This window comes from Bacillus cereus group sp. BfR-BA-01311 (assembly GCF_022664295.1).
GTDB lineage: Bacteria > Bacillota > Bacilli > Bacillales > Bacillaceae_G > Bacillus_A > Bacillus_A cereus.
Window position 1 is genome coordinate 107,267 of the sequence record NZ_JAKUHC010000004.1, and the last position, 13,470, is coordinate 120,736.

Genomic DNA, 13,470 nt, shown 5'->3' on the forward strand with positions numbered 1-13,470 from the left:
GTTGTTATGGAATGAATGTTTGAAGATAGTGAATAAAAGAATCTTTATTCTTTCACACATTGGTTTTATTGTGATGACGGTACTGTTATCTTGGGCATACACCAGTGATCTCAAGGCTGATGATACGGTGGCTCAAATAGTAAATGCTTTGCTTGGCCTATCGGGAATGCTTGTTATTCTACCTTGGGCGATTGTTTTGTCACCTCTTATTTGGACGGATGAGTATCAATATGGAACTTTGAAACAACTGTTCCTGCATACGTCCTCGCGCTCACGGTTGTATGTTGCAAAAATTGCTGCGATGATTTTGCTCATCATTACGGGTATTGTTAATATATGCATTGTTTCTTTGTTAGCGAATCTTCTGATGGCTCCCCAAAACATACAATGGGGCGACATGACGGATGTTATATATTCTATTGGAGCAATCGCATTGCAATGTTGCCTATATGCAAGTCTAGCATCCTTGATTGGCGTGTGGACGAGATCAGCTGCTATCGCAGTAGGCAGTAGCTTAGTGCTATACTTTTTACAAATGATATTTGGAGGTAGTCTCTTATCTACATCATGGACACACATTCTATTCATTCATCATGATGATTTAAGTGTCTATTGGAGCACGTCACAATATAAATCGGAATTAGTTGGCTTACTTATGTCGTTAGCGATAGATATCACCTATATTTTGTTTTTCTTTGCAATTGGATTATGGATGTTCGTCAAAGAGAGAGGAGCAGACTAAACATAACACGGAGCTAAAAATGAGCAAAATAGAATACAGTTATGTCGCTTATACCAATACTCGGGATAAGGGTATGGAAGATAAAATAATGAATGTGAAACTGAAAGTAGCCAATAATGATAAGTGATTACGCTAGTCTAGTTAACCAGCAGCAATCTAGTACTTTCTGATTACTTCATGAAGTTATAAAATTAGTACCGTACATATTAGACATATCTGAAATATACGGTACTAATTTTACTATTGATTCACTTATCTAACTTAAAGATAAGTTTGTGGTCCTTTTACAATTTGAATTTCTTTTTAAGCTTTTTATATTTTCTGTACGAACGTCTAACAATGTTTAACATAAAATACGGTATTTTAACAGTGAAAGGCAATTTATAAATGAAAGGAAAATAAAAAGTGAAATATGCCTTTTCTAGGTCCCTCCACTTACTATCTTCTTTTGTTTTTAAGAAATCAGATACATCGACTACATATCCCCTTCCTTTTTCCATCATCACATTTTTCCCGTGAACATCACAAGGAGTTAATCCTTGTTCCCTCGCATACTCTAAAGCTTTATTGATATCAAGGATCACCTGCTTAGGAATTTTAATCCCTTTATGAACAGCATCGTATAAGGTAATTTCTTTTAAACGTTTCAATACTATGAAATTTTCTCCTTTATATATAAGCTTTGAATAAGAAGGATGATCTCCAATTCTTCGGTATACTTCTGACTCTTTTTCAATTCCTTCTCCTTCTCGCACGTAAACTTTCACTACCCAATCTTTGTATTCTCTGTGCATGAATACTGCGGCATAATTACCTGTTCCTAAACACTTCCAAAGTCTAGGAATATCTTTAACTACTACAGGCTCGAATTCACCCTCACTTCTTATTCTTACCTCTTTTAATAATTCGTTCTTTATCAATCCCACAAAACTATTTATACTCATCATTCCCACTCCGGTTTTGCTAAAAGGGGGCCCACCCACATTTTAACGAAAATATACACTAAGCGAATTTTAGCATAACATGCCAAATCTATATTACACTATTTTATAATCTAAAACATTGTTTAGAAGTGTAGCAAGGGGTTGTTAATGACTCAATTCTTGTTCCACTACTATTTTTGTTAGCTAACAATTTCATTGTTTTAATAGTCTTTTGTTTAATTCCCACAATGCTGTTTTGTTGCTATCCCATTTCAAAAGCGTTACTGCTTCCTCAAAGCATAACCATTTATAATTGAAGTGTTCTTTAGATAATGATATGTTTTTTGTAGGGACTTTAACTCCAAAAGAAAATTCTTTTATTACATAAACCTCTTCTCCCCAACGGAATCCTCCAACTACATCCTCTACTGGTAGTGAAGACACAGAATCTAATTGTATATATGGACATTCTCTTGTAATACGAGCCTCTTCAAACGCTTCCCGTTTTGCTGATTCAATAGGAATCTCACCGTCTTCTCCGCCACCAGCTATTCCTTGCCAATAACCATAATCACTTCGGTTAAAAATGGCATATTGAATAGAATCGGCAGTTTTTATATAAGGAAATATCAATACTTGATATGGCGCTCTCATTACTTAACCTCCTCTCGAAAATAAGTTTTAAATCAATATGAATAAAGAGCCGCCATCACAATTCTACATTATTAATGCAGGTTTATAATGTCGGCCCTCTATTTTTAAATAATTTTATTTTTCATAAACAGGCTTACTTTTAACAGAGGAAAAACTGATTATTTCTTGTCGAATTTGTTTAGCATGGTTTTTCCTAAATGTTAGCAGTACCCTATATTATTCAATTGCGCCAGCAACATCATAATCATTTAAATCTAATTCAATCGTTTGTCCGAGCGCTAGTTTAGCAAGTTCCGCTCCTAGATATGGACCAGCTGTTAAACCCGAAGCTCCTAATCCATTCGCAACGAGAATTCCTTCAAAGTTAGGTAGCGGTCCGATAACAGGTAAGAATCCTGGTGTAAATGGTCTGAATCCAACTCTCGTTTCAAGCATTGTAGCATTTTCTAAGCCAGGCGCAACTGTTAATGCCTTATGAAATACTTCATGTAAACCACCTGCTGTTACACGATGATCGAAACCAGTATCATTCTCATGTGTTGCACCAATTACGACATGCCCATTGTCAAACGTTAAAATATATTGATCGTTCGGTGGCATAACAACTGGCATATTTTCTGTTGCTGTATTCTCGATTTGCAGATGAACAATTTGTCCTTTTTGGAATGTAACTAAGAAATTAATTCCTAATGGTTTCAAGATTTCATTCGCCCATGCGCCTGCAGTTACAATAACCTTTTCCGCTAAAATTGTTTCATCGTTTACTGTAACTCCCGTAATATGATTTCCTTCACGGACTAATATAGCATCGCCTTTTATGAAAGTTGCACCATGTTTTTTCGCAGCACTTATTAATGCATTGCGTAATAATCTTCCATTTACTCGTGCAGCACCACTAATATGAACAGAACTATATTCGTCTGATAATGCTGGGAATAATTTTTTTGTTTCTTCAGCTGATAGGCGAGTTATTTCACCAATCTCCGGGGCATCTTCACGTCGTTTATAAGCTCGCTCTTCCATTTGATCTAACTTTTTCTCGTCAGTATGTAAACTAATTGCACCTACACGATTATATCCTGTGTCAGTTTCACCGTCTTCTTCTAATTGCTGAATTAACGAAGAATAGTAACGTGCACCACCTTTAACGATTTTATACCATGCTTTATTACGACGCTGTGATAGCCATGGACATACAATACCTGCTCCTGCATCAGTTGCTTGCCCTAATTGTTGGCGATCCACGATAGTAACATTCGCACCTGCCTTAGCAAGATGATAAGCAGTAGACGCTCCTAAAATTCCAGATCCAACTACAATATACGATTTCATTTCAAACACCTTTTCTCTTTTGCTAATTATATAAATATAAGAACATTCCTTAGTATAATGGAAGGAATGCTTTTTTCAATGTACTTATCACAATTAATTGTTGCAGCATTGTGACTTCCTTAATCATTATTTTTTCTTCTTACGGAATAATTCAATTGTTTTATAGCCTTGTGAAAGGATTTCTATCATTTTCTCTAGACGTTTTTCACGTGTTTTTTCTTGTTTCACAGAAAAAAGATTACGTGCCCAATCTTTTTGGTATCCAGGCGTTAAACTTTGATAAAACTTAAGTTCATTCGGATGATTAGCTAATAATGCTTCAACATCTTTAATTCGATCTGCATAATCGGCAACACATTGACTCATAGCAGATGTTTTTGTTGTTTTTTTCTTTTCACGTTTTAAACCAACAACAGTAAAGACTTCATCCATACTTACCATTCGTGCAAATTTAATATCGCTTTCTCCCACATAACCATCTTCTCCAACGTTTAATGCCGGAAACATTTCATCACGGTGAATAAACGTACTATAACGCGCATTACCTTTTTTCGGATATGCGAAGAATACGTAACCTTTTTCAATTAGTAATTCTTCATTACTAATAATAAAATTCGTTTGTTTCACCATTTCATCAAGCGTTTCTACAAATATAAAGATAGCATCGTGTTCTTTTGAGAATGCAGTTTCTTTACCTGTAAAAATGTCATAATCACTTGGTTCGTTAATAACGACCATATTTGTATACTTATTAAGTTTCAATTTATCAATAACTGACATAATAATCTTCCTTTACATTCAAAATTCATTGTACATACTTTTTCGTACTGTTCTAGTGTATTATATGTATTAAGAAAATCAAACTTTAAATCGTATTATTCTGCTGCAAAAGAACATAATTCTTTACTAGATGGGGTGGTTTTATGCCATATGTAATCCGAGATGAAGGGCTAGTTTTATAAGGGGATGATGGAAAAGAACCAATTTTTCATACATATGAAGAAGCTGAGGAAACATTAAAAACATTAACTATACCGCAGTTTCCGAAACATATTAGAAGAAAACCATTTACACCAAAAATAATAAAGATAGCCGCTTCTGAATAAGAACCGGCTATCTTTATTATTCATAACTTAATAGCAAATAAAGTATATAAAAACTCTTTATATTGATCTTCTGTAATTTCACGCTTAGTTTTTTCCCCATGAATAATTTCGGTTAAACTTGTATTCGTTAATGAAATATGGCCAGAGTTCGTCAACTTTACTGCAATTGGTCCTTTATTAAAAATAGACTTCTCATCTTCTATCACTCTTCTTTGAACATCATTTACTACTATCTCATCAATATTATGTTTATAAAAAGCATGACAAACTTTCCATTCTCCAGCAGCATCTTTTCTTTCTAAAACATAATTTCCTCTACTCGTATCTTTTTGTCTCACCCGGTACGAACCATTTTTTGAAGAAACAGATTCACCAGTAAAAGGTACAGGAACAAGAGGTACTAACGAAGCTATACCTACATCAATTAAATACTGTACATTATTATAAGTTAAAATAATTGTTATATGGCCATCCTCAAGTGCCCATGCATTTATATCGTTTTTATAAACCGTACCTAATGCCAGTTGTACATCATAACCACAGTCTCTTAAAAAATAGTAAAAAAGAGTGTTTAATTCGTAGCAAAGTCCACCACGGGAACTAGTTAAAATTTTCTCTCGTAAGTTTTCCAGAGAGATTTGATTCGTATTTCGTGCTATAACATCTAAATTCTCAAATGGTATAGTATGCGCAAACGAAAAGAGTATGGTAGGTAATTCTTCAAACGTTACATCATTACGTTTTTTAAGATTTAATCTTGTGAAAAGCTGATCTTGTAAACTTGTCATATTTAGCACCCCTTAAAAATTTATAAGTTTAAATAATATATGCTGATTGTAAATTTTAAGGGGTACTGTAACAATGTACATTTCATTTAACTGTACCGGTACAAAAATTACGATTCACGAGGTAAATTAATAGAAGGCGTCATTACAAATGTCTTTTCTGTAATTACTTCTTTTTGGGGCAAATCAAAAGCTACGAATATAAATTTAATAGTTTATCTATAGGCAAATTATTACTATCACTTAAATCAACAAAATATTGAAGTTGCCACGTTTGGCTCTTTTTAGCTTGATTACTAACAGTGGTATCCCAAACAGGATAAATCCTCATTGCCATTTTCCCTGTTTGACTTTGTGTTCTCAATATTTTTTCTTTAAGAAGAATCTCTTTAGGAAAAATAAATTGCCCTAGTTTATTATCAGCAATACAAGTGATTACTAATAAATCAGGAGCAGCTTCATAAGAGAAAGCTCTATTTCGCATATTTTCATCTTTCTCCCAAAAAGAAACAAATTGACCAATTTTATTAGGTGTAACTTTTGATTTTCTAAAACGAATGGTTTTGTTATTTAAGTGGAATAAACATCCGGCATATTCTGCGTTTTGCTTTTCTTCTTTTAGATTCGTAATCATTAAGTTGTTAGGTTTGTAAACTATATTATTTAAATTTTGGATTATATTATTAAAATTGTTCAAAAAAACTCCCCCTTTATTCATCTCTTAGTTTACCACAAACATCAGTTCTTCTATATCGTATATAATTATGAACTAAGTGAAATGGGGGAATTTAGCAGGATATAATTATTACTTTAATGTACTTAGTTTTTCAATTGCTTGTTGTTCAGTTGCTAAGTAAAAAATGTCATTCCCTTTATTACATTCATAAATAAAATCTTTTAAGCTTTTACTAGTATACATAGAGAAATCTCCAACAATAGCAATCTTTACCTTGTAGTTTATAAACTTTTGAAGGATATCGCCCGCAAGCCGTGTTTTTAGGTCAAAGAAATCTTCACTTATTAAAGATTTATGGATAATAATATGTTTCGCATCTACCTCATATTGAACTGTTGCCATAGTATCTAATGCAGACTGAACATCCGATATTAATACCTTATCGTTCCTAATGACCGCAATATTGATTCCATCGATTACTGCTTTCTTTATTTCCATAGTCCACCCCTTTATAATTTACACAGTATGAGTAAAATTGTTTTACAAAACTTCGTATTAATCATAGATTAAATTAGCCACAGCTATTAAAATCGTCTCTATTTTTTATTGTAAGTATATATTTTTTATTACTAATACGGTCAATGAAATTAATGATCGTTTCTCTTTTTTTATATTTTTGAATATATATATGGAATTGCCTTTACTTGTTATAAAAATATTGTGGAGTAACATAACTTAACAAACTATCCAAAGTGTTAATCTCGGCATATGGTTGTATTTTGGTAGTATTCTTGATTTTCTGAGGGTTAAACCACACACCTTTTATATTTGCATTTTGAGGACCAGCAATATCCCTTTCTAAGTCATCCCCAACAAATAAAGTATTTTCCGGCTGTAAATTTAGCTTATTTAATGCTAGTTTGAATATACGTTTATCCGGTTTACTAAATCCCACTTCTTCAGAAATAATGATTGTTTCAAAATACTTATTTAAATTCGTGTTAAATATTTTAGCTTTTTGCCTCTGAGTTGAGCCATTTGTTATAATTCCAACTTTACAGTGCTTCTTTATTTGATTTAAGAAATGAATAGTATTTTGGTCTATTGAAAAACATCTAGGGAAATTATTATTCCAAAAATCTTGGATGTAATTGCGTGGCAATCTATACCTTGGCGTGAATTCATCAAACAATGATTCTAAAACTGTCGTTTTATTACTTATGCCATATTCTCTTTTATCGTATTCTTTGAATTTCTGTAACATGTTGCTTTTAACCGCACCATCTACATTTTCATAACACTTTTCTAAAACAATTAAAAATAATGCCTCTACTGCTTTATCCCTATCAAGTAACGTATCATCTAAATCAAACAGCATAGCTTTATAACCCATCAAATAAATTCACAACCTTCCTATATTTCCTAGTTATCATCAAAAGTAATCAAAAAAAACAATTCATCTCAAAGAACTTCTAATAGAACGATATTCTAAGAATTAAATCAAAAACCCTTTTTCTGTTTGTTAAATGATGTGAAAGTACATGATTTCGACTATAGTAGATGATTTTTTTAATTCCGAACTTTCAGGTTAATTTGAAACTCTTTTGTGATAAGCTGTACTTAAAGATTAAATATAAAGGATGATTCGTATGCTAATTAGACCAAAGGCAAGTGAATATAACTCCTATTATGCAACGTATGTTAACTTAGTATCAGACGGAAATATCATAAAAATTTTAGAACAACAAATAGAGGAAACAAATCTTTTATTAAAAGAGATTTCTGATAGTGAGGGACTTTTCCGATATGCTCCTACTAAATGGAGTATAAAAGAAGTAATCGGCCATATTGCAGATACAGAACGGATTATGGCGTATCGATTGCTATCTATCGCTCGAGGCGAGACAGCAGAACTTCCAGGCTATAATGATGATATGTATGTTCTTAGAGCTACTTTTGATAAGCAATCTATGCAAGATCTTCTTAAGAATTTAATAGTTGTTCGCCAATCTACCCTGCATTTACTTAGAAGCTTAGATAAAGAAGCTTGGTCACAAAGAGGATATGCGAATAATTCTGAAGTTACAGTTCGTGCATTAGCATACATCATTGCTGGTCATGAGCTTCATCATCTTCAAATTATAAAAGAACGTTACCTTGGTTCTGATTTATATCCAGCAACTTAATATTTGAAGAAAAAGAGTCCTATTTATGTAGGGCTCTTTTTCAGTATTTATAACGGATTAGCGCTTAAAACCATGGCAATTAAATGTCTTTATTCACAAAATTAACCACATGATATTTTTGCTATCCCCTCTTATTCTGTACATAATTTTCTTTAGGCTGATATACTATAAACACAATAGTTCTGGAAAGGTGATGATATTATGTATGAACAACAAAATAATAGAGATAGAGATCAAAAAATGATATTTTCTATGCAAGGAGTTCCCACAAATAAAATTAACATGCATCAATTACCTAAATGGATTAGAATTTTTGGCTATTGTGCGTTTGGTTGGATGATAGTATTTAGTTTAATTATGATTGTAGGTTTAATTGTGCAATAACTATACAGAGTAGGTAAACGGGACGATATTTAGGTCATACATCTAGGTAATGTCCCGTTTTTTATGTGTAATTATCCCATGATATAAGTAACCAAATATAATAAAACGGGAACAACAAACTATTTTAACATTCAGTACAGGGAGACCATTTTGATTATGGCTTGATTTTATGATAAATCAAATTTTACCTGTTCAAGAAAAGCTAGAACACAAATTCAAAAACGCAGTCGTTGTTGAATATTGGTAAGGAGTTAGTCAATTTAAGAAAGAGGGTTTAGCTTGATTTAATGTATGTAACATAAAAAATATATTCATTGTATAATTTCTATACAATAAATATAGAGAACCTATCTGTGAATATCTCTATAGGAATTACAGCCTTTTAATAAGAAAAGAATCAAGTTAACATTCTTTTATATAGATAAGAATATTAACTTGCTACTTAAATTTTAGTATAAATTATTTATTGTAAGTTTTATAATATAATATACAAATTTATCACCTGTGTTTATAATTCAAGCATCTACTATTAGGGAAAGAGAATATTTTCCAATTAATTTAAAACATATATTTTGTCTATGTTTTAAACAATATGTATTTTGGAGGAGGTTAATTTGATTTTTTCAAAACTCATTGATCGGTACGCCTTATATGATTTACACAAAAAAAGAAGTGTTGCGTTTCAGTTTACTTCCCTTTCTAACACTTCATTAAATATAAAGAACATAGAATCTTTTTATAAAGTAAAACCATCACATATTCCTTTTGGCATTAAGCATTCAAAGCAGGAAAATGAATACATGATTGGGCAATTCAACTATAAAAGCTCGGTTCAATCAGGTGATTCACGCAACGACTCTGTAACTGGGGAATTATTCTTACATAAAAATGAAGATGCACCTCATGTTATCTTTGTTCACGGTTGGAGAATGGATTCTAACGAACGTGTGAAAAACATATTCCACGATCATATGACCAGCCTGAAGTGGAATATGTATTATTTCACTCTACCCTATCATTTTGAAAGAAAACCCGATCAATCCTTATTCAGTGGAGAGTATATGGTAAGTGCAAATATTGAACGAACAGTACAAGCAACTAAACAAGCGGTAGCTGATTTACGAGCTTTGATTAAATGGATTAAAACAAATAAAAATGGGCCCCTGATTCTAATAGGAATTAGTTTAGGCGGATTTATTACTAACTTAACCTCTCTTGTTGAAGAAGAAATTGATGTGTTAGCATCCATTTTCTATGCAAATCGACTTTCTTATTCTATTTGGAATACAACTCCGGGTAAATTTATTAGAGAAGACTTGGAACATCATGGTGTTACGTATGATGATTTAATAAACTATTGGAAAATCACTGAACCGAGTCAAGCATTACCAAAAGTAAAAAAAGAAAATATTTTATTAATTTCAGGTAAGCACGATCTATATGTGCATTCTGAGGATACAGACTACTTGTGGGAATCTTGGGAAAGACCTACACGATATATTTATACATGTGGGCATGCCGGGATCGTTCTTAAACGTAAAAAAATTGCAACTGATACTATCAATTTTATTCAAAATCGATTGAACTCCCCGCACTTATTCAACGCCATGCCTTAAAACGCGAGATTACTAAGTACAAAATCTTATACTTATATTGTTATATTTTTTACTAGTCACCTTTGTAAATCTTAGCCCCAAGCCTTACAATATTGAAAATGAAATAAAATAAATTATTTATCCATTAATCTATACCATCCGTATTTACAGTTATGGATACCCTAATTACATATGAAAAAGAGAGAAGAACATTGGTTAGTTCTTCTCTCTTTGTTTATTTTTAAGATAACTATCTATAAAATTTTGCTTTTCATAATTCTTCATGAGTCTAGAAAAGAAATTTTTCTAATGTACATAATTACAACGACATTAAACCTCTTTGCTCTTAAATCCACTACTTGTATTATTTATTGCATGAAACTCCTTCTTGAGAAAGGTTTTAATTTCCGAATATTCTGTTGACTGTTATAACATATCCAATTTACAATTTAATTGTGGTGTTCTTTCACAATTAAACTACTTAGAATACACTTCATTTATTTGAAAACAATTACAAATAGAGGTGCTAAAATGAAAACTAGAGTAAATCCAGAATTATTACAAGGGTTAGAGATGTTTCCGGATCTCGATTTACGCCCAGAAAATTTGCAATCAATCAGAGAAGGAATAGCTCAAATGAGACCACCTACCGTTGTTGATGACTCCCTTTCTTTAATAGATAAAGTCATTGTTGGGCCTGATGATAATCCGTTACCATTACGAATTTATCGTCCAAAATCAAATCATGAATCTTTACCTGTCTTATTATGGATACATGGTGGAGGTTATATCTTAGGGTCTATAGATGATAACGATGATACTTGTATGAGGTTTGCAAAAGAAGCTAGCTGTGTGGTCGTGTCTGTAGACTACCGCTTAGCACCTGAACACCCTTACCCAGCACCAATTGAGGATTGTTATTCAGCTTTAAAATGGATTGCTGATAATGCAAAGTCATTAAACATTGATTCGAATCGAATTGGGGTTGCAGGAGTAAGCGCTGGCGGTGGACTAACAGCAGCATTATCATTATTAGCACGAGATCGAAAATATCCTTCAATTTGTTTACAAATGCCACTATATCCAATGATTGATGACAGAAATGATACACCTTCAGCGAATGAAATTAAAGAAGGATTTGTTTGGAACCAAAAGGCAAATGAAGCTGGCTGGAAAATGTATTTAGGAGAAATGTATGGAACGGATCAAATCCCTGCCTATGCAGCACCTTCTCGAGCTGAGGATTATAGTGACTTACCGTATACTTACACATTTGTTGGTCAATTAGATCCATTCCGCAGCGAAACATTAACCTATGTAAGCAAACTAGCGCAAGCTGGTGTTGATGTGGAGTTTCATTTATATCCAAATGCCTATCACTGGTTTGAAGGGTTAAATCCAAATGCCGATGTATCTATTTATGCTGTGAACGAAATAGTACAAGCAATAAAGACTGGTTTCAAACGAGTATCCAAGGTTAAGGCTTAATCCCATTACAAGAGAATTACTTATAAATAGTATATATGTATTTATCATTTAAATATAATAGCCGATTCTAAATAAGAATCGGCTATTAATATGTAAAATCCGCCTAATATATCAAGGTTGAGAAACAGATATAAGATGTTTAGACGTTGTGTTTATTTCCTCTGCCAATGCTTTTATGTTCATCATGATTTGAAGTATTTCTTCTTTTGTTGTCCTTGGGTTGATAGAGCAAAGTCGAATTACTACTTTTTCTTTTAATTTAGTCGTACTTAGCATAGCAAATCCTCTTTGATTAATTTCTTCCACCAATTTTTTGTTTACTTCATGAATTGTATCTGTAGATGTTAGCTCACATGGAATATAACGAAAAGTAACAATTCCTAATTGGGCAGGTGTTACTACTTCCCAATCTTTTTCTTTCCTTAAAAATTCTTCAACTTGTTCAGCTAGCATAATGCCATGATCAATTGCCTCACGAAAAGCTGTAACTCCGAATGTTTTAAAAGAAAGCCATACCTTTAATGCTCTAAATCTACGAGAAAGTTCAATTCCACGCTCCCCAAAGTTCACTTTTTCTTCTATATTAGTTTCCGTATCCCTAATATACTCTGGGATCATACGAAACGTTTCACTTAAATATTGACTATTTCGAATGAGTACACAACCAACATCATAAGGCTGAAAAAGCCATTTATGCGGATCTAACGTCAAAGAATCAACACGATGAATTCCTCTTAACAACTCTCTTCCTTTTTCGCTGAGAATTGCTGCAGCTCCATAAGCCCCATCCGCGTGTAGCCATATATCTTCATCACCACATACATCAGCCAATTCATCGAGGGAGTCCACCGCTCCGCAATTCGTTGTCCCTGCATTCGCAATAACACAAAATGGTTTTTTCCCTTTTAATCGATCTTCTTTTATTTGCTTTCTTAAAGTACTAACTGAAATTTTTAAATCTTCATCTGTCTCAATTCGACAAATTTGATGCTGTTTAAAACCTAATACTTTAAGCGCTCGATCTACAGAAAAATGAGTTTGGTTAGAAAAATAAACAATCGCATTTTCGATTTCATTATTCAACTTAACCTGTCTCGCTACAGTAAGTGCAGTCAAATTAGCCATGGAACCACCACTGACAAATAGTCCTTCAGCTGAATCAGGGAATCCTAGCATTGATTTTAACCAGTTAATTGTCGTTAATTCAATTTGTTCGGCACCTGCACCTACTATCCAAGCTGTAGGAAATACATTAAACCCACTTGCTAAAAAATCTGCTAATACACCAACATAATTATTAGGACCTGGTACAAAAGCCATAAAATGAGGATGATCCACATGAGTAATTTGATTAAACACATTGTTATTAAGAAAATGAAGTAATTCTTTTGGATTAGATCCGTTTTCCGGAATCGTTTCAATTAGCTTGTCTCTAAAAATATTACTATCAATCGTTTCTGAAACTGGTTTACTTTTTAAATGATTCATATGATCAACAATCAAGTCAACCGCTTGATATCCTAACTGACGCATCTCTTCGGCTGATAACTGCAAGTTTTTTGTCATTTGGTTTACTCCTATTCTATTTAAAAAGGCGAG

General features: G+C 32.8%; 14 protein-coding genes and 1 pseudogene. 6 read left to right on the forward strand and 9 right to left on the reverse strand.

The window, feature by feature from the left end; all coding sequences use genetic code 11:
- Position 1: 1 nt before the first annotated feature.
- A complete protein-coding gene (locus tag MR136_RS11150; RefSeq protein WP_000964516.1) occupies positions 2–742 on the forward strand; it encodes an ABC transporter permease in 741 nt (246 codons plus the stop codon).
- 284 nt (positions 743–1,026) lie between these two features.
- Here MR136_RS11150 and MR136_RS11155 read toward each other — a convergent pair whose 3' ends face one another.
- The 4 genes from MR136_RS11155 to MR136_RS11170 form a co-directional block, all read right to left on the reverse strand.
- The gene (locus tag MR136_RS11155) at positions 1,027–1,686 is read right to left on the reverse strand and encodes a protein kinase family protein (RefSeq protein WP_142391017.1); all 660 of its coding nucleotides are present in this window, start codon (positions 1,684–1,686) and stop codon (positions 1,027–1,029) included.
- A gap of 192 nt (positions 1,687–1,878) precedes the next feature.
- A complete protein-coding gene (locus MR136_RS11160) occupies positions 1,879–2,319 on the reverse strand; it encodes an NUDIX hydrolase (RefSeq protein WP_001202589.1) in 441 nt (146 codons plus the stop codon).
- 216 nt (positions 2,320–2,535) lie between these two features.
- Positions 2,536–3,651 (reverse strand): NAD(P)/FAD-dependent oxidoreductase, encoded by a 1,116-nt coding sequence (locus MR136_RS11165; RefSeq protein ID WP_000844381.1) that lies wholly within the window; start codon positions 3,649–3,651, stop codon positions 2,536–2,538.
- A gap of 126 nt (positions 3,652–3,777) precedes the next feature.
- A complete protein-coding gene (locus tag MR136_RS11170) occupies positions 3,778–4,431 on the reverse strand; it encodes a YdeI/OmpD-associated family protein (protein ID WP_000110844.1) in 654 nt (217 codons plus the stop codon).
- Between the two features lie 143 nt (positions 4,432–4,574).
- Between MR136_RS11170 and MR136_RS11175 the strand changes: the two are divergent.
- Positions 4,575–4,757, forward strand: a pseudogene (locus MR136_RS11175) (hypothetical protein).
- Positions 4,758–4,777: 20 nt separating this feature from the next.
- Here MR136_RS11175 and MR136_RS11180 read toward each other — a convergent pair.
- The 4 genes from MR136_RS11180 to MR136_RS11195 form a co-directional block, all read right to left on the reverse strand.
- Positions 4,778–5,545 carry an arylamine N-acetyltransferase family protein gene (locus MR136_RS11180; protein ID WP_103622015.1) on the reverse strand — a complete coding sequence of 256 codons (768 nt, stop codon included), beginning with the start codon at positions 5,543–5,545 and terminating at the stop codon, positions 4,778–4,780.
- 190 nt (positions 5,546–5,735) lie between these two features.
- Positions 5,736–6,239 carry a MepB family protein gene (locus tag MR136_RS11185; protein WP_001058863.1) on the reverse strand — a complete coding sequence of 168 codons (504 nt, stop codon included), beginning with the start codon at positions 6,237–6,239 and terminating at the stop codon, positions 5,736–5,738.
- Between the two features lie 108 nt (positions 6,240–6,347).
- A complete protein-coding gene (locus MR136_RS11190) occupies positions 6,348–6,716 on the reverse strand; it encodes a DUF4180 domain-containing protein (protein ID WP_103622014.1) in 369 nt (122 codons plus the stop codon).
- Positions 6,717–6,918: 202 nt separating this feature from the next.
- Positions 6,919–7,611 (reverse strand): HAD family hydrolase, encoded by a 693-nt coding sequence (locus MR136_RS11195; protein WP_142391024.1) that lies wholly within the window; start codon positions 7,609–7,611, stop codon positions 6,919–6,921.
- A 256-nt stretch (positions 7,612–7,867) separates the two neighbouring features.
- On the opposite strand from MR136_RS11195, the gene MR136_RS11200 reads away from it, so the two are divergent.
- The 4 genes from MR136_RS11200 to MR136_RS11215 all read left to right on the forward strand — a co-directional run bounded on the left by MR136_RS11200 (position 7,868) and on the right by MR136_RS11215 (position 11,871).
- The gene (locus MR136_RS11200) at positions 7,868–8,404 is read left to right on the forward strand and encodes a DinB family protein (RefSeq protein ID WP_103622012.1); all 537 of its coding nucleotides are present in this window, start codon (positions 7,868–7,870) and stop codon (positions 8,402–8,404) included.
- Between the two features lie 201 nt (positions 8,405–8,605).
- Complete coding sequence (locus MR136_RS11205) at positions 8,606–8,788, forward strand: hypothetical protein (RefSeq protein WP_000273223.1); 183 nt, start codon at positions 8,606–8,608, stop codon at positions 8,786–8,788.
- 614 nt (positions 8,789–9,402) lie between these two features.
- Positions 9,403–10,404 (forward strand): alpha/beta hydrolase, encoded by a 1,002-nt coding sequence (locus MR136_RS11210; protein WP_103622011.1) that lies wholly within the window; start codon positions 9,403–9,405, stop codon positions 10,402–10,404.
- 510 nt (positions 10,405–10,914) lie between these two features.
- Positions 10,915–11,871, forward strand: coding sequence for an alpha/beta hydrolase (locus MR136_RS11215; RefSeq protein WP_078420805.1), 957 nt, complete (start codon positions 10,915–10,917; stop codon positions 11,869–11,871).
- Positions 11,872–11,982: 111 nt separating this feature from the next.
- Here the strand turns inward: MR136_RS11215 and MR136_RS11220 are convergent, their stop codons facing one another.
- Complete coding sequence (locus MR136_RS11220) at positions 11,983–13,437, reverse strand: pyridoxal phosphate-dependent decarboxylase family protein (RefSeq protein WP_061457314.1); 1,455 nt, start codon at positions 13,435–13,437, stop codon at positions 11,983–11,985.
- Between the last annotated feature and the right edge of the window lie 33 nt (positions 13,438–13,470).